The organism is Fundidesulfovibrio butyratiphilus (assembly GCF_054657235.1).
This window is the reverse complement of sequence record NZ_BAAHXA010000002.1, coordinates 358,721-375,235: the sequence shown is the minus strand read 5'-3', so window position 1 is coordinate 375,235 and position 16,515 is coordinate 358,721. Positions and strand designations below refer to the sequence as shown.

Genomic DNA, 16,515 nt, shown 5'->3' with positions numbered 1-16,515 from the left:
CAGGAGAAACCATGGATATTCCCCCGCTTATGCTCGCCCAACTCCCGGCTGGCTGCCAACCAAACTACGCGGACCAAATGACGGTTCGGGGGCGAACGGACCTGCGTCGGTTTCTGGCCGGCATGTTCTCCACCCGTCCCCGGTGGATGGACGCTCTCTTTTGGTTGCGCGGCCTTTTGGCCCGCCTTTTCGCGCTCAACCATGAATTTGCCCCGACCAAACGCCTGGACCCGCTCGACGTGCCCATGACCCCGGGCCAGACCTTGCGCTTTTTCACCGTGGTGCGCGCCCGGGAGAACGCCCACTGGATCGCCCTGGCCGAGGACCGTCACCTGGCGGCCTTTCTGGGAGTGCTGACCACCCCGGAAAGCGACGGGCAAACCCGTTTCGATGTGGTCACCGTGGTCTGCTACCGCCACTGGACCGGACCGGCGTATTTCACCCTGGTGCGTCCTTTCCACCGGCTGGTGGTCACGGCCATGGCCCGGGCCGGAGCGAAAGCCGGCTCGCGATGAGGCAGTCTTTCCGGCCGCACGAACCACCCGGCCCAGGCCGCGCGTCCGCAAAGACAACGCCGGACCGTCCCCGTCAGCCCGCGCACCTTCTGGCTTCCCCGAAGTCTTGCCAAGCCGGGCGTTATTGCCTAGGTATTCTCGCTCTCACGTCGGGGCGTAGCGCAGTCTGGCAGCGCACCTGCCTTGGGCGCAGGGGGCCGGAGGTTCAAATCCTCTCGCCCCGACCATATTTTTCCCAAGAAAAGAGTCGGCTCGCAAAAGCAAGTCGGCTCTTTTTTGTTGCAAAATCGCGGCACTCCTTCGGAGGACCAGCCTCGCGTATTGGCGCAGGGGGGTCAGACTTGCCTTTTCCCTGAGGGTCATTCATCTTCTCGGGGCAACAGGAACCAGCATGGGACGATCTGGGCATGGAAACGGTTCCTGTTGACTCTTATCGTGTTTTTTTGCTGGAGAACGCCATGGCGGACGGACAGGAAAGCGGCAAAATCACTTTGGACGGTGTGCCTCATTACTTTCGATTCCACAGGAAATACCATCGCGTCGGGTCCGTTTTTGGAAACGACTGGTTCGCCCTCAAGGCGGAATCCTTCGCGAGGTTTTTCGGGACTCCGTTCTTTCTCGTCGCCCAGACAATTATCGTCAGTGTATGGATAGCTATAAACATTTACAGCCCATACAGATTTGACCAGTATCCCTTCATACTGTTGAACCTTGCATTCAGCCTGCAAGCGGCATACGCCGCTCCGCTCATTCTCCTGGCCCAAACACGGCAGGCGGATCGAGACAAGGCCCTGGCGGAAGCCGACGCGCAACACAGGGAAGCGCTGGCGCAGGCGATACAGCAACGCCAGATGGACACCGCCAAGCACAACGAAGAACTCACGCAGCTTGTGCGTCAGAATACGATCATCACGGAGATGGTCAAGGAACTCAGCCAGCGTATTGAAGTGCTGACAACAGAGATACACAAAACGGTTGTCACCAAATAATCGCCGGGACTCGCCCTTTCGGGGCAAATTTTTCGCGTGGTGACCGCTGCCGAGAACGCCCCTCCCGGGCCGCGACAGCGCGCCGCATCGGGCAAGACAACGGGGGATGGGCATCGCTCCGGCAGTGTTTCGCCGGGCCTTGCCCATCCCCCGTTTTGTCATCGCGACCCGCGAGGATTTTTCAGCGGGCGCCTACGCGTGTTCTTCGCTGACCTCGCAGACGTTGTCGTAGGTCACGCGGTCCGCGTATTCGGCCTGCTTGCCCTTGTTCCAGCGCGAAACCGGCCGATAGTAGCCCACCACCCGGGTGAACACCTCGGCCTGGCTGCCGCAGATCGGGCAGAAGTGGTGCTCGCCGTGCAGATACCCGTGATCTTTGCAGACGCTGAACGTGGGCGTTATGGAAAGATAGGGAATCTTGGTCAGGGTGAAGGCCTTGATGATGAAACTCTTGAGCGCCTCCAGGTCGGCCACGGACTCGCCCAGGAAGGTATGGAACACGGTGCCGCCGGTGTAGAGGGGCTGCAGGCGGTTCTGGTGCTCCAGTGCGGCGAGCACGTCCTGGCACTGGCCCACCGGCAGGTTGGTGGAATTGGTGTAGTACGGCGTGCCGTTGCCCGAGGCCTGGATATCGGCGTACAGATTCTTGTCGATCTTGGCCAACCGGTAGCTGGTGCCCTCGGCCGGGGTGGCTTCCAGGTTGTAGAGGTTGCCGGTTTCCTCCTGGAAACGGGCGGTGATGGTCCGCAGGTGGTTCAAGACCCGGGTCATGAGCCGCACGCCGGCCTCGGTCTCAATGCCCTTGCCCAGGATGTTCATGCAGGCCTCATGCCCGCCCACCAGGCCAATGGTGGAAAAGTGGCCCCGGTAGCCGTTCTTGAGATACCGGGCCGACCAGGGGAACATGCCCCGATCCAGGTAGTCCTGGATCATCTTGCGTTTGAACTCCAAAGCCACCTTGGCCAGTTCGGCGTATTCCTCCACCAGGTCGAGGAAGTCCTCTTCGCCCTGGGAGAGATAGGCCAGCTTGGGCAGATTCAGGGTGACCACGCCGATGGAGCCGGTCAGGTCGCCCGCGCCGAACAGACCGCCCACCTTCTTGCGCAGCTCGCGCAGATCCATCTGCAACCGGCAGCACATGGAGCGCACGTCCTCGGGGTCCAGGTCGGAATTGATGAAGTTCTGGAAGTACGGCGCGCCGTACTTGGCGGTCAGTTCCAGCAGCTTCGAGCCGATGGGCCCCTCCCAGGGAAAGTCGGCCGTGACGTTGTAGGTGGGGATGGGAAAGGAAAAAATCTGGCCGTTGTAGTCGCCCCCGGCCATGACTTCCAGAAAGGCCTGGTTGAACATGTCCATCTCGGCCTGAAACTCGCCATAGGTGAAGTCTTGCAGCTTGCCGCCCAGGATCACCGCCTCGTTCGCCAGGTGCTTGGGGCAGGCCAGGTCGAAGCTCAGGTTGGTGAAGGGGGTCTGTCCGCCCCAGCGCGAGGTGGTGTTCACGTTGAACACGAACTTCTGCATGGCCTGCAACACCTGCTGGTAGTTCAACTGGTCGTGGCGGATGAAGGGCGCCAGGTAGGTGTCGACGTTGTTGAAGGCCTGGGCGCCGGCCCATTCGTTTTGCAGGGTGCCCAGGAAGTTGACCATCTGGCCCAGGGCCGAATCGAAGTGGCGGGCCGGGCCGGCGGCGCTGCGGCCTTCCAGGTTGAAGCCTTCGAGCAACAGGTCGCGCAGGCTCCAGCCGGCGCAATAGCCGGCCAGGCCGAAGGAGAGGTCGTGCAGATGGAAATAGCCGTGATCGTGGGCCTGGCGCACCTCTTCGGGATACTTCTCCAGGACGTAGCGGGCCTGCACCGTCCCCGAAAGATGGAGCATGAGCCCCTGGAACGAGTGCGTCATGTTGGCGTTTTCCGAAACGCGCCAATCCGCCTTGGACAAGTAATTGTCGATGGTGTCCTTGATGTCGAGGTACGCGGCCTTCTGCTCGCGCAGGGCGCGGCGCTTTTCGCGATAGATCACGTAGCGCTTGGCCACGTCGAACAGGCGCGACTCCATGAGCACGCGTTCGACCATGTCCTGCACCATTTCCTGACGGGGCACGTCGATGCCGGCGAGTTTTTCTTCCACCTTGCGCGACATGCGCTTGGCCAACAGGGGGTCCTGCACGCCACTGGCCCTGAGGGCCTTGAGAATGGCCAGGGCGATGCGGTCCACGGACCAGGTTTCCAGACGGCCGTCACGTTTCTTGATCTGAAGAGGCATAGGGGGTCTCCCCGCCCCGCTTGGGGGCAACGAAGGGTTGTTCGCGCAGAGTCATTCCGTCAGGGAGGACGGCCCGCACTCGGGCCACGTCCTCACCGGTCAGCATTGGATCGAGCGTTATGCGAAAGGCCACGCGACCGGGATGGGCCGCTGCCAGTTCAATGCAGCGCGTCAGGCTCGCCCGGGCCGTCTCGGCCGCGAGCGCGCCGCCCGTGAGGGCCGGATACATCTCCCACGGACCTTTGAGGTCCACGCTCAGGCACAGGCCGGGCCAGGTTTCCAGCAGGGCGTGAACCACGTCCGGGCGGGTGCCGTTGGTATCGACCTTGAGGGGCAGTCCCAGGGGAACCAGGGCCGCCACCAGGGACTCCAGGCCGGGATCGGCCGTGGGCTCCCCGCCACACACCACCACCCCGTCCAGCCAGGGTTTGCGCCGGGCCAAAAAGGCCAGCACCTCGCCCAGGGGTTTGGGTGCGTGCCGATGCGGGGTCCAGGCCAGGGAGCCGTTGTGGCAGCCCGGACAGCGCAGGTTGCAGCCGCCCACGTAGACCACGGCCGCCGTGCGCCCCGGCCAGTCGCAGAGCGAAAACGGGGTCATCCCCCGCACCAGGGCGGGAGTGTGCGCCGGTTCGTGGCGGACGGTTTCGGGGGACAAGGGGTGCGACACATTGCGCATGGAGTTGCGGTCCAATTTTCTTCATACCCCAGGGGGAGACGTTTGTTAAGAGAAATACATTCAACAATAACAACATGATGCGACGCCGCGGTTCGCAACTGCTTGACAATCTTGCGGTTTCCCTTTTTCGCCGGGTCGGCCTATGGAAAAAATCGATTGGCCACACGGTGCGGACGCGCGAAAAAAGCGCCCAACCGGTCGTTACCATTCCGATTTTTCAAAGGGGAGGTGTCGAATTGGGGGGGAAGCACAGGACGTTTCCCAGGCGTCCTGCCCAGCCGGTACTATCGACTTTTCCCGCTCCCATGGCAAGCCCCGCCAGGGGTCGCCCGGCCCGCCCGACAGGCCCGCCGGGCCGGCAAGCCCCGCCCGGCGCGGCATGCGGGGTCGCAGCCGCTCGGGGAAAAAACATCGCGCCTGGCCGGCTCGGGTCCGTTCGAAGGACATGGGCCGGCCACGACACAAAATATTTCATTATTTCAAGATGTTTTCTATCCGTTTTACACAACGGAACGTTCAGGACGGGACGGAAGGAAACAGACGGCGCGCCCCGGTCGACGACCGCGGCGCGCCGGCCCCCCGCTATTTGAGATGCCCGAAGGCGACCTTGGCGTGCGCCACCCACAGGGCGCGCAGGGCTTCCACCTCGCCCGTGCCGCGCAGCACCGGTTCGGTGGCGATGCCGGCCTTCTTCATGACCGAGGCGAAGGAGTCGTCTTCCTTGCCGGCCATGTCGTTGTGGGCGTGGTCGCCGGCCACGGCCATGAACGGCACGAGCAGGGCCTTCTTCACGCCCTTGGCGGAAAGGGCCTTCACGGCGTCATCCAGGGTGGGCCAGCCCTCCACGGTGGCCACAAAGGCCAGGGGGTCCTTTTCCCACAGGGCATACTGCATGCCCGGGTAGTAGATGTTGGCCGGATGCTTGGTTCCATGCCCCATGAACACCACGGCCTCGCCGGCCTTGCGTTTGGGCAGGCTTTCCAGCAGGGCCTGGGCGACTTTTTCCACGTCCTCGGTGGAGTACAGCAGCGGCGCGCCCATCTCGACCTGGCGAATGCCCTTGGGCAGGCCGGCAAAGGCCTGGGCGGTCTTCACCAGCCCTTCGTACTCCTCGCCGGGGATGGTCTGGAGCGACTGCACGGCCACCTGGGTGAAGCCGTCGTCAGCCAGCTTGGCCAGGGCCATCATCGGGGAATCGAGGGTCTTCTTCTGCTCCTTGGCCACCTTTTCCCGAATGATCTTCGACGTATAGGCCCAGCGGATCTCCACGCCGGGAAAGGCCTTGCGCATGTCGCGGTCAAGGGCGTCGAACGCGGCCCAGGCTTTGGGCACGCTGGTGCCGAAAGCCACCAGCAGCAGGGCTTTCTTGTCCTGTTTAACGGCCGGTCCGTGAGCCAGGACCGGCGGGCTGGACAAGACCAGGGCCAAAAACCCGAGAACCAAGACGCGCCACAGCGAGGGGTGGAGTTTCTTCATGGAAATGCTCCGTGCGGTTTGGGGCCTTTGGCAGGAGGACGCAAAAAAGCCGCTTCCCGCGTATGACGCATGGAAGCGGCCCGCATTCGCCCTTCGATCCCGCGCAAACGAAGACCCGTCGCCTCGCGGGGCAAATCGTCAGGCAGGTCTTCCGGCTCGTCCCGCCGGCTTCGGCCTTCCCGGGCGTTGGCCCAGTGACCTGTTCAAGGAAGCCGGCTTTTGATGGGACCCACGGCGGCGGCACCGCTCCCGATTTCCACGGGATTCCCTATTCTCCCCTGGCGGGGCACCTGACGGGCACGAAATACCCCGCCCACGGGGCGAAGTCAACGCGCGTTCCCCGCAGGCGTAGCCGAAAGATGACACGAAAACAAAAATGCCGCACCGCCGCAGTCGGGACGGTCCACCCGACCGACGGACGTTCCGACAGCCGCTAAGAGCCCGTTGAAACAGTCGATTCTTGCAGCCTGTTCAAAACAACTTGCGGGCAAGGCGCGAGAAAAAGTCAAGCCCGAGCGGAGTTGGCATCCGTTGAGGGGTTGCGTTTTTCGCAGCAACGCAGCCAGCAAGGATTTTCCAACATGCTGCTAACCGGTCGCGGTTTCGCCGCTCACTCCTCGATCTGCCGATTGATGAAGGCCAGGGTCTTTTCGGGCAGGGCCTTGGCCGCGTCGGACTCGCGCAGGGCGGTAAGGTCTTCGGTGATGGTGAGCATGAGATCGGTGAAGCGCGATTGCTGGCGCACGCGTTCGCGCATGTCCTGGCTGAACCAGGCCTGCTTGAGCAGCTCCGCCGCATGGTGGTGGATCATGAGCGCGATGGGCTTGGGCATGGACGTGTACGAGGCCAGCATGTCGGCCTTGAGGTCGTCGATGCTCTCCAGAAACTCGGCGAACTGGGCGGTCTGGCGCTGTTCGTCCAGGCGGATGCGCTTGCGCTCCTCCTCGAAGCGGATCTCCAGCCGTTCCAGGTCCTGTTGCAGTTCGAGCTTGGCCACGGCCCGGTCCTGACGCATCTTCTCCAGTTCGGGCAGGTGGGCTTGGCGCCACTCGACCGATTCAGTCTTGACGGTGTAGACAATCCTGGAAATGAACCGGGCAATGTTCTCCGGTATGGCCATACTGCAACTCCTTCTGGAGAAAAGCGTCCAACGTGCGGGACACGCTTTCGGGCTCGGCCCGGTCCAGGGCGTGCGAAAGCTGCAAGAGCCGTTCGAAGCGAAGCGTCTCCACGCTGCCTTCAATGAACGCCTCGGTCTGGAACACGGTGGCGAACTCGATGGCGTCCTGTCTGGCCCGAATCTTGTCGGTGATCAGGGCGGCCAGTTCCTCTATGTTTCGTCTCTGGCACTTTTCGGCCATGGTCTTGCGGGCGTGGGCGCCCCTGTCGCGCTCCCGGACGAGTCGGCGGGCGTTTTTGTCCGCCGACCGGCGCATTCGCGCCTCGGCGTTCAGGGAAAACAGGGCCAAAACCAGGGCCGTGGTCACCAGAACCAGGTAAAGCACCGCCACCGACGAGGCGAAAAAGGCGGAAACATATGTATACAGCATCATGAGCGTTCCGAATGCGGCGGACAGGTTTGGGCCGTCGGGAAAACCCGTGGCCCTCGCCGCGATGGGTTCGGCCGGGTGGTGCCGTCCGCCCCGCGCGCAAACTACCGATTTTCCCCCGCGCCGGCAACGCGCTTTTCACCCCGTCCGGGCGCTTGAGCGCAAAACTCCCGGACGGGAGGAAGAACGCCCCGCGACTCAACGCGCGGCAGCGGTCCTTTCCATGAGCCCGAGCGCGTTGCCACCGGCGAGCTTTTCGCGCGTTTGCGGGCTGAGCAGGCGCAAAAGCGTCCGATAGCGATCCATGGTGGCCTGATACTTGCCCCAATGGGCCACGACATCCGATCCGATCAGGAAACGGTCGGGATACTTTTCGAAAATGCGGACCCAGGTGCGCAACGAGGCCTTGTTTTTGGCGATGTAGTCGTCGAACACCACCCAGGAAATGTCGAACAGCAGGTTGGGATACTGGTCGAGCAGGCGCGTCGTCACCTCGGGCAGGGTCGGCACGTCCACCCGGCGCGAAATGCCCACGTGCGCCCAAATGAACGTCACATCGGGAAACCGCCGCAGGGCGTCTTCCATCTCCGCCAGGTAGATGGGATCGTTGCGCCCGGCGGAACTGATGTTGTGGTGGATGAGCACGGGCAACTTGTGCTTGCGCGCCACCTCGTACACCGCCAGCAGGGCCGGATGGTTGGCCCGGGGCGGTTCGCCGTAGGTATAGGCCGTCAGGTCGTCGTGACGGCTCATCACCTCGCCGATGCCCATCCACAGGCCGGGATAGGCCTGGATCAGGCTCTCGATCTGGGCGGCGGCGTTGCGGTCCAGGGGATTGATTCCGCACAGGAAGGGAAAGAACCGGTCGCGCACGCTTTGCGGCTGTCGCTCCAGCTCGCGGGCCAAAAACAAGTCCGTGGCCGAGTAGTAGTAGGCCCGGGAGTCCGTGGCCAGGTAGTAGGCGGGACGCACGGGGTCCGATTCGGACCACATTTTCAGGATGGGCATGCCGAACACGATGGCCTTGTCCACCTTGGCGGCGTCCATGGCTTGGATCAGTTTCGGAAATCCGTCCGTGGTGTGGGTGAAGTCGTAGAAATGCAAGTGACTGTCGCATTTCTCGGCTCCCTGGACCGCAACAACCGGAAAAGCGACAAACGAAAACAACACGATCCAAAAAACGGCAACACGGCTGAACAAAAGAGGCATGACGGCATCCTTGCGGTTTGGGGTGTGGCGGGGGCGATTTGTCCTCCCCTTACCCCAAAGCGCACGGTGCGGGCAACCTCGGGCCGTGATCCGCCCCTCCCACGGTGCGTGTTCCTTTTGAAAACGCCCCCCGCGGTTGCGAACAACGCTTCGGCCCTGGCGCCGCGTCGCGCCGCGACCGGGAAAGGGCTCCCCGGTCCGGTCCTGAAAACGCGTCAGGGACGCAGGCGCGCGGCAATGTCCTCCAGCTCGTCCAGGAAGTCCTTCACCGCGAGGCGCAAGTTGTCCAATGTTTCGCGGGAGCAGGCCAGGTTGCCGCTTTTGCCCTGGCGTTCCAGCTCGGCCGCCAGGGCATGGGCCTGCGGGAGGCCGAAGTTGCTGATCTCGCCCTTGAAGAGGTGTCCCACCCGCTGAATCTGGGTGGCGTCGCCCGCTTCGACCGCTTCCCGCAGGGCGGACAACCGTTCGTCCGCGTTCTTCTTGAAGAGCGCGATCATTTCCAGCAACAGGTCCGTGTCCCCGCAGAAGTTTTCCAGGAGCTTTTCCAGATTCACGCTCTTGGCATCCGCCCTGGCGACTTGGCCCTGACAGGCCGTCTCTTCGGCCGGCTGCTCCTTTTTAGGGTCGGACACGGGCCTCGCCCGCTTCCGGGGAGGCTGTTCCTCCCGGCCCTGGGCCTGCGGCGCGGCCACGTGTTCCAGCGTGTCGAAGAGCGTGGCCGCGTCCACCGGCTTGGTCAAGTAGCCGTCCATGCCGGCGGCCAGGCAGTTGTCCCGGTCCGAGGCCATGGCGTGCGCCGTGAGGGCGATGATGGGCGTGCGTTGGCCCGCGCCCCCCTCGGCCTCTATGGAGCGGATGCGCTTGGCCGCTTCCATGCCGTCCATGAGCGGCATCTGCACGTCCATGAGGATCACGTCGAAGCCCGCGTTGGCCGCCGCGTCCACGGCTTCTATGCCGTTGTTGACCAGGGTGACCGTGTGCCCCATGTCGCCCAGCATGTAGCGGATGACCTTCTGGTTGAAGGGCGAGTCCTCGGCCACCAGGACGTTCAGGGGCCTGGCCGTGGCCAGGGAGCGGGGCGGCTTGGTGGCTCCGGGTTCCGAGACCTTGCTGATCCTGCCCAGGGACATGAGGATGGTTTCGAGCAGTTGCGAGGGATCGAACGGCTTGAGCAGGAAGTCGGCCACGCCGGTCTGGCCCCGCACCTCGCCGGGCTCCACATGCCCGGAGGACAGCAGGATGAACGTGGGCGACAACAGATGGGGACGGCTGGCCACCTCGCGGGCCAACTGCAGGCCGTCCATGCCCGGCATCTGATAGTCGCTCAGGATCAGGCGGACGTTCTTCCCTTCGGCCTGCAAGGTCTTGAGATGCATCAGGGCCGCGTCCGCGCTTTCGGCCTCGTCCACCTTGGCCCCCCAGGCGAGCAGGAGTTCGCGCAGAATCTTGCGGTTGGTGGCGTTATCGTCCACCACCAGGGTGGGCAGGTCCCGCAACGCCGACGCCTCCACGGAGCACTCCTCGCACGCGTCGCCGCGGCACAGCGGAAATTCCGCCTCGAAAAAGAACACGCTGCCCTGTCCCGGCTGGCTGCGCACGCCAAGCTCTCCGCCCATCATGGCCACCAGTTGGGAGGAGATGGCCAGTCCCAGCCCCGTGCCCCCGTACTTGCGGGTGAGCGAGACGTCCGCCTGCTCGAAGGGGGCGAAGATCTTTTGCTGATGGCGCTCGTCGATGCCGATGCCCGTATCGGACACGCTGAACCGAATCCTGGCCCGTTCCTCCGTGTTCTCGACCTTGTCCACGCTCACGAGCACCTCGCCCTTGGCCGTGAACTTGATGGCGTTGGCCACCAGGTTGGTGATGACCTGTTGCAGGCGGGTGGCGTCGGCGTGGACGGCGTAGGGGGTGTCCGGGGCGATGCGCAGCAGCAGTTCGAGTCCCTTCTGGTGGGCGGCCTGGGCCTGGGCCCGAAGCGTCAGGGACAGCAACCGTCTGAGATCGCAATCGCTCGGTTCGAGTTGCAGCCTCCCGGCTTCGATGCGGGAAAAATCCAGCACGTCGTTGATGACCGACATAAGCGACGTGGCCGAAAACAGAATGGTCCTGGCGAAGTCTTCCTGGCGTTCGTCCAGCTTGGTCTTGAGGAGCAGGGAGCACATGCCCATGATGCCGTTCATGGGCGTGCGGATCTCGTGGCTGGTGTTGGCCAGGAAGGCGCTCTTGGCCTGGCTTGCGGACTCGGCCGCCAGCTTGGCCTCCATGAGGTCCGACACGTCGCGCACGATGCCCAGCAGGACCGCGGGCTGGCCCTCCTCGCCCTGATCGAGCACCATGCCCACTTCCACCGGGGTCAAGCGGTCCGGGCCCACGCGCATCCGGTGCAGAAAGAACGCCTTGTCGATGCGCTTTTCGGCCAGGTCCTCCACCGCGCGACGCGCCGCCTCCACGCGCTCGGGATCGGAAAGCGCGAAGAAATCCGCCTCTTCGGCGTCTTCCAGGCGCAACACGTCCCGAAAGCGGTCGTTGCAATAGGTGACGCGCCCGGTTCGATCCATCTCGAAATAGCCCTGCCCCAGGGCTTCGAGCATGTTGCGATGCTTGCGCTCGGAAAGAAGCAACGCCTCGTGGGACCGGGTCTTTTCCTCCAGCCGGGCGTTGAGCACCATCTGCGCCGCGTTCTTGCGCCAAATGACGGCCAAGCCGCCCAGAAGCACCAGGCAGATGACCCCCGCCGCCGTGGTGATGAGCCACGGCGACACCAGGCCCAGGGCCTCGTGGGAGTCCACCACGCCCAGCACGTTGAGCGGCGTGCCCAGCACCGGAGCCCAGACAACCAGAAGGTCCTTGCCACACGGGGTGACGGCGCTGTCCGCCGGCAGGGACACCTCGACCAGTCCGGCCTGCTGGAACGGTTCGGGAATGCGGGCGAGCACCCCGTCGCCCAGTCGCCCCTGCAACACGGTCACGGGCTTTTTGCCCTCGGTGATGCAGAACAGGCTGTGGGTTCCCGGCATGGTGTTGCCCACCAGCTTCTTCAGGGCCGCCTGGAAATTGAGCCGGGCGTAGAGCCGGCCCACCTCCCGCCCCTTGACCATCACCGGATGCCACAACACCACGCGCGGAGGCTGGACGGAGCGGTCGATCCGTATGCGCAACAGGTCCGGGAAGAGAGAGCGGCGCGTCGCGGCCGGCCCCATGAAATCGACGGCCGGCGCCTGGGCGGCCTTGGGGTCGACCGACTCTTCCACGGCGCGGGCGATCTCCGTGCCTTCGTCGTTCACCAGCGTGAAACTTTCATAGAGGGAAGCGCCGCCGAGCCTGCGGTCTTCGATGATCTTCTGAAGCTGCTCGGTGATGGCCAGGCGACTGGCCAGCAGTCCGTAGGCCTCGGACATGCCCAGGGCCTTGTTCTCGAAATAGGACGCCACCCCCCGGCCGTCGCACAGGGTCCGCAGGTCGTTTTCGCGTTCGTAGAGAAAGTAGTTGAGGGTTTTGGCCAGGTTCTGGGCGTCTTCCTGAACTCCCAGCCGGACGTTTTTCTCCAGGGCCATGCGCGAGGACTGGTTCTGCCACAACAGGTAGGCGAAGGTGATGATCAGCAAAATCACCCCCGCGGCGCTGGCGACCTTGTTCATAAGTGCGAAACGCGCGCGCATGGCCGGACTCTCTCCCCTACTTCTTGAAGAAACCCGGCATGTATTCGAAAACCAGCGGATAGTACTTCTTCACCATCTTGTCGTATTCGCCCGAAGCCATGAGCCCGGAAAAGTAGCGGTTGAACTCGTCGTGCAGGCGGGGCTGCTCCTTGGCGAAGGCCGGGGCCATGTTCTGCTGGTCGGTCATGGGGCCGATGATCTTGATCTTGCCCGGGAACTTCTGCAGGGCCACCAGGGCGTCGGGCACGTCCAGCAGGGTGGCGTCGGCTTCTCCCATGATCACGGCCGGGGCTAGGTCGTTCAGGCTGCCGGGGAACAGCTTGGCCCCGGCTCCGGTGGGCTCCAGGTTGAAAAGAGACGGATCGAGACAGGTGCCGGTCTTGCACAGCACGGTCATGCCCCTGAGCTTGGCCCGGGTGAGCTGGATGTCCTTGTCGATGTCGCCGGTGGGCTTGATGGGCGTGACCGCGGACTCGGACTTGACCACCAGCCAGACCTGGGTGGGAAAGGTCGGCCGGGAGAAGTTCACCACCTTGGTGCGCCACGGCAACACCGTCAGGCCGTTGGCGATGATGTCGCCCCGCACGGGGGCTTGGCCCTTGATCTCGACGTTGGCACCCTGCGGCTTGATGACCTTGCCGGTGAGATCGGCGAACACGGTGGGCCAGTCCGACGCGACGGACTCGTAGCGCACGCCCAGGTGTTTGGCGAACCCCTTGACGATCTCGACGTCCAGGCCGTCGCCCTGGCCGGTCACGAAGTTGGCGTAGGGGATGGTCAGATGCCGCAGGACGCCGGCGGCCTTGACCGCGTCCAGGTCTCTGGGAGCCGCGTGCGCCGCGTCGGGAAAGCCCGACCAGGCCAGAAGCGCGAAGGCGAGAATCAGCCGGAAAAGAAGAACGGTGCGAGCCATGGAGGATTCCTTTTCTTGATGATGTTCCGTTGTCGTTTGCGATTTCCCGTTTGCCCGTCCCGATTTCCCCCGCCTCGGCGTCGCGATCTCGACGCCCCCCGGGGCCCGGGGAAACAAGCCGTCCCGTCCGTTTCCCAAAGCGCGCTTCCGCGCATCCCGCGAAAAAACGCCGGCGGTTCTCCCGTTTGAAGCCTTAACACAGGGGGCAACGCTTTGCGAAGCGCGGAAGCGATTCCCGTTGCAATTCCTTTTTTCCGCCCGGCCCGATCCCGTTTCCGCTGCCGGGGCGGACGGCTTCGGTCGCCGCTCAAATTCCCCCGCCTTCGGGTTCATGGCGCAGGACGGCCCTGTCGTAGGCGGACAACACGTCCTTCTCGCGCAGGGTCCCGATCAACTCCCTGGTAATCGGATCGAGCACCGGAAGCTGGGAATACCGGCCGTCGTTCATGATCTGCATGGCCGTGAAAATGCTGTCTTCCGGCGTGAGCACGGCGAGGTGGGTGGTGGCCACGTCCTTGGCCGTGAGGCTGCGCGCCCGGGCCTCGTCGCCTAAAAAGGGGCGGATGTCGCGAAACGAGATGATGCCGAAGAGCCTGTTGTCGGCGTCGAGCACATGCAGATACGAGGCGTTGCGGTCGTGAAACGTTTCGATGATCTGACGCATGGGCATGTCCGCATGCACGACATCGAGCTTGCGATCCATGGAGTCGCGCACCGCCATGGAGCGCAACAGGGTCTGGGAGGCGTCCTGCTTGAGGTCCACGCCCCGCCGCAGGAGCTTCAAGGTGTAGATGTTGCCCTTCTTGAGCGTCGCGGCCACCACCGTGCTGAGGATGCATGAGATCATCAGCGGAAGAATGATCTTGTAGTCGTTGGTCATTTCGAAAATGATGAGAATGGCCGTGATGGGGGCATGGGTGCTGCCGGCCACCAGCGCGCCCATGGCCACCAGGGCGTAGGCCCCGGGCCCGGACGTGACCTGGGGAAACAGGGTGTGGACGACCCAACCGAAGAACCCGCCGGTCATGGCCCCCAAAAAGAGCGAGGGCGCGAACACCCCGCCCGAGCCTCCGCTGCCGATGGTCACGGACGTGGCCAGAATCTTCACGAAAATCAGGGCGAAGAGCATCCAGGCGGCCAGTTGGTCCGTGAGCGCCAGGTTGATGGCCCCGTATCCCACGCCGAACACCTGGGGAAAGCCCTGAAGAAGCCCGCCCATGACCAGCCCGCCCAGAACCGGCTTGACGAGCCTGGGCAGGGGCAGGGCGTCGAAGACGTCTTCGGTCTTGTACAAGGTGGTGACGAAGGCCACGGCCACCAGGCCGCAGAAGACGCCCAAAAAAGGGTAGACGGCGTATTCCCAAAGGCTCGAAATGGTGTAGGCCGGAATGACGAAGGCCGGAAAATCGCCGAAATACTGCCGGGAAATCACCGTGGCCGTGACCGACGACAACACCACCGGCGAAAACGACGTCAGGCCGAAGTCGCCCAACAACACCTCCAGGGCGAAGAGCACGCCCGCGATGGGGGCGTTGAAGGTGGCGGCGATGCCGGCGGCCGCGCCGCACCCCACCAGGGTCTTCTGCTGAAAGGGGCTGGCCCGCAAGGCCAGGCCCACGGTGGAGCCCACCCCCGAACCGATCTGCACGATGGGTCCCTCCCGGCCCACCGAGCCGCCGGAACCGATGCAGATGGCCGAAGCCAGGATCTTGACCAGGGCCACCCGCTTGCGGATGCGCCCGCCCTTGAGGAGCACGGCCTCCATGACCTCGGGCACGCCGTGCCCCTTGGCCTCGGGAGCGCCGAAGGTGACCAGCAGGCCCACCAGCAGGCCGCCCAGGGCGGGCATGGCCACCAGCACCATGGGCGAGAGCCCGGAGACGAACGTGAGGATGTCGTTGGAATTGCGGTAGAAGAGCCACTGAAAACCGCGAATGGCGAACCGGAACAACACGGCCCCGTACCCGCCCAGAACCCCGATCAGAATGGCCGGCACAAGCACGGACAGGCGCGGATCGATCCGAAACCCGGCGACCATTTCCCCGACGAATTCACGAACCCTTTTGGCCATCGTTCGCCTCATCGACTTCCGGCGCGGGCCGCGGCTCACGCCTCGTTTTTCGGCGTCCTCGAAGCGACGCCCACACGTCGTGTCCCGGCGAATTCCACCATCGCACGACCCGGACCGCGAGATATTTTCCCACATCAGGGTGAACCATGGAAGCGTTTGGCGCAAGCGTCGCGAGACGGAAAATGAGCGCGAATCCTCTTTTCCGAACGCAACCGCCCGGACGCGCGGGGGTGTCGCGCGAGGCGGACGCAAACAGGAACTGTTTCACTCCAATTCCCTTGCCGGTTGCCAACATCCCACAACAGCGCGATAAGAGTGACCAAAAAACAGCCCGCGTCCCGAAAAACCGCAACCGCTCGCCCCAGGCGACCGCTTGCCCGGGCCCACACCAAACACCGGAGGATTCATGGGCACTTTCGTGATTCATCCCCTCGTGCTGGGAACCAAGGAATTCGACAAGGGAATGATGACCTACCAATTCGACTACGGGCAGCCCTACACCATTCCCATCTACGGCTGGTATCTGGAGGGCGGGAACAAACGCATCCTCGTGGACACCGGCGAAATGCGCCCGGTGGTGTCCGAAAGCCGGGAAGCGGCCATCGGCGGAAAAATCCACACCTTCGCCGAAGGCCTGGCCCGCTTCGGCATGACCCCGGCGGACATCGACGTGGTGGTGCACACCCACCTGCACAACGACCACTGCGAAAATGACAGCCTGTGCGAAAACGCCGTCTTCTACGTCCACGAAAAAGAGCTGGAGCACGCCCGGAATCCACACCCCCTGGATTACCGCTACAACGAGGAATACATCGAAGACGTGGTGGAAGCCGGGCAGGTGGTGACCCTGTCCGAAGACGCGGAAATCGTGCCGGGCCTGCGCATGGTCCACACGCCGGCCCACACCGAAGGCGGCATGTCCGTGTTCGTGGACACCCCGGCGGGCTTGACCGTTATCACGGGGTTTTGCGTCATCCGGGAGAACCTTTTCCCGCCCAAGTCCGTGCGCGCCCGGGAGATGGAAGTCATTCCGCCGGGCACCTGCGTCAACAGCTACGCCGCCTACGACATCGTGCGCCGCATTCGCGACGCGGCGGACATCGTGGTGCCCCTGCATGAGCCGTCCTTCGCCTCCGGCGCCCCCATCGGGGGCAAATAACGCGCCGCAAGCCTCACGCCCGGGCCGCCGGAGCAC

At 63.8% G+C, this 16,515-nt stretch carries 12 protein-coding genes, 1 tRNA gene and 1 riboswitch; of the genes, 4 read left to right on the top strand and 9 right to left on the bottom strand.

The annotated features are described in order from the left end of the window. Positions 1 to 11 precede the first annotated feature (11 nt). The 3 genes from ACYQ01_RS12705 to ACYQ01_RS12695 all read left to right on the top strand — a co-directional run bounded on the left by ACYQ01_RS12705 (position 12) and on the right by ACYQ01_RS12695 (position 1,504). Positions 12 to 515, top strand: coding sequence for a DUF2867 domain-containing protein (locus ACYQ01_RS12705; protein WP_459934231.1), 504 nt, complete (start codon positions 12 to 14; stop codon positions 513 to 515). Positions 516 to 665: 150 nt separating this feature from the next. Beyond that, positions 666 to 742 (top strand) — tRNA-Pro (locus tag ACYQ01_RS12700). A gap of 180 nt (positions 743 to 922) precedes the next feature. After that, positions 923 to 1,504: a DUF1003 domain-containing protein gene (locus tag ACYQ01_RS12695; protein ID WP_459934230.1), complete on the top strand. Its 582-nt coding sequence runs from the start codon at positions 923 to 925 to the stop codon at positions 1,502 to 1,504. A 192-nt stretch (positions 1,505 to 1,696) separates the two neighbouring features. Here the strand turns inward: ACYQ01_RS12695 and ACYQ01_RS12690 are convergent, their stop codons facing one another. The 9 genes from ACYQ01_RS12690 to ACYQ01_RS12650 all read right to left on the bottom strand — a co-directional run bounded on the left by ACYQ01_RS12690 (position 1,697) and on the right by ACYQ01_RS12650 (position 15,320). Next, on the bottom strand, positions 1,697 to 3,766 hold the full coding sequence (locus tag ACYQ01_RS12690; protein WP_459934229.1) for a ribonucleoside triphosphate reductase: 2,070 nt from the start codon (positions 3,764 to 3,766) through the stop codon (positions 1,697 to 1,699). Next, positions 3,741 to 4,442 (bottom strand): radical SAM protein, encoded by a 702-nt coding sequence (locus ACYQ01_RS12685; protein WP_459934228.1) that lies wholly within the window; start codon positions 4,440 to 4,442, stop codon positions 3,741 to 3,743. Before ACYQ01_RS12685 ends, ACYQ01_RS12690 begins: the two co-directional genes overlap by 26 nt. A gap of 582 nt (positions 4,443 to 5,024) precedes the next feature. After that, positions 5,025 to 5,918: a sirohydrochlorin cobaltochelatase gene (locus ACYQ01_RS12680; RefSeq protein WP_459934227.1), complete on the bottom strand. Its 894-nt coding sequence runs from the start codon at positions 5,916 to 5,918 to the stop codon at positions 5,025 to 5,027. 124 nt (positions 5,919 to 6,042) lie between these two features. Then, positions 6,043 to 6,227, bottom strand: a riboswitch (cobalamin riboswitch). Between the two features lie 301 nt (positions 6,228 to 6,528). After that, a complete protein-coding gene (locus tag ACYQ01_RS12675; protein ID WP_459934226.1) occupies positions 6,529 to 7,038 on the bottom strand; it encodes a hypothetical protein in 510 nt (169 codons plus the stop codon). Beyond that, the gene (locus tag ACYQ01_RS12670; protein ID WP_459934225.1) at positions 6,977 to 7,471 is read right to left on the bottom strand and encodes a hypothetical protein; all 495 of its coding nucleotides are present in this window, start codon (positions 7,469 to 7,471) and stop codon (positions 6,977 to 6,979) included. Before ACYQ01_RS12670 ends, ACYQ01_RS12675 begins: the two co-directional genes overlap by 62 nt. Positions 7,472 to 7,666: 195 nt before the next feature. Beyond that, a complete protein-coding gene (locus ACYQ01_RS12665; RefSeq protein WP_459934224.1) occupies positions 7,667 to 8,572 on the bottom strand; it encodes an amidohydrolase family protein in 906 nt (301 codons plus the stop codon). A gap of 320 nt (positions 8,573 to 8,892) precedes the next feature. Then, positions 8,893 to 12,336 (bottom strand): hybrid sensor histidine kinase/response regulator, encoded by a 3,444-nt coding sequence (locus ACYQ01_RS12660; RefSeq protein ID WP_459934223.1) that lies wholly within the window; start codon positions 12,334 to 12,336, stop codon positions 8,893 to 8,895. 16 nt (positions 12,337 to 12,352) lie between these two features. Continuing rightward, entirely contained in the window at positions 12,353 to 13,249 is an 897-nt protein-coding gene (locus ACYQ01_RS12655; protein ID WP_459934222.1) for a transporter substrate-binding domain-containing protein, read from the bottom strand. A gap of 307 nt (positions 13,250 to 13,556) precedes the next feature. Then, a complete protein-coding gene (locus tag ACYQ01_RS12650) occupies positions 13,557 to 15,320 on the bottom strand; it encodes a chloride channel protein (protein ID WP_459934221.1) in 1,764 nt (587 codons plus the stop codon). Between the two features lie 406 nt (positions 15,321 to 15,726). Here ACYQ01_RS12650 and ACYQ01_RS12645 point away from each other — a divergent pair, with 406 nt between their 5' ends. After that, on the top strand, positions 15,727 to 16,479 hold the full coding sequence (locus ACYQ01_RS12645) for an N-acyl homoserine lactonase family protein (RefSeq protein WP_459934220.1): 753 nt from the start codon (positions 15,727 to 15,729) through the stop codon (positions 16,477 to 16,479). Positions 16,480 to 16,515 lie beyond the last annotated feature (36 nt).

Coding starts and splice junctions, on each gene's coding strand:
- ACYQ01_RS12705 (WP_459934231.1), top strand. CDS start 12: ATGGATATTCCCCCGCTTATGCTCGCCCAACTCCCGGCTGGCTGCCAA.
- ACYQ01_RS12695 (WP_459934230.1), top strand. CDS start 923: ATGGAAACGGTTCCTGTTGACTCTTATCGTGTTTTTTTGCTGGAGAAC.
- ACYQ01_RS12690 (WP_459934229.1), bottom strand. CDS start 3,766: ATGCCTCTTCAGATCAAGAAACGTGACGGCCGTCTGGAAACCTGGTCC.
- ACYQ01_RS12685 (WP_459934228.1), bottom strand. CDS start 4,442: ATGCGCAATGTGTCGCACCCCTTGTCCCCCGAAACCGTCCGCCACGAA.
- ACYQ01_RS12680 (WP_459934227.1), bottom strand. CDS start 5,918: ATGAAGAAACTCCACCCCTCGCTGTGGCGCGTCTTGGTTCTCGGGTTT.
- ACYQ01_RS12675 (WP_459934226.1), bottom strand. CDS start 7,038: ATGGCCATACCGGAGAACATTGCCCGGTTCATTTCCAGGATTGTCTAC.
- ACYQ01_RS12670 (WP_459934225.1), bottom strand. CDS start 7,471: ATGATGCTGTATACATATGTTTCCGCCTTTTTCGCCTCGTCGGTGGCG.
- ACYQ01_RS12660 (WP_459934223.1), bottom strand. CDS start 12,336: ATGCGCGCGCGTTTCGCACTTATGAACAAGGTCGCCAGCGCCGCGGGG.
- ACYQ01_RS12655 (WP_459934222.1), bottom strand. CDS start 13,249: ATGGCTCGCACCGTTCTTCTTTTCCGGCTGATTCTCGCCTTCGCGCTT.
- ACYQ01_RS12650 (WP_459934221.1), bottom strand. CDS start 15,320: ATGGCCAAAAGGGTTCGTGAATTCGTCGGGGAAATGGTCGCCGGGTTT.
- ACYQ01_RS12645 (WP_459934220.1), top strand. CDS start 15,727: ATGGGCACTTTCGTGATTCATCCCCTCGTGCTGGGAACCAAGGAATTC.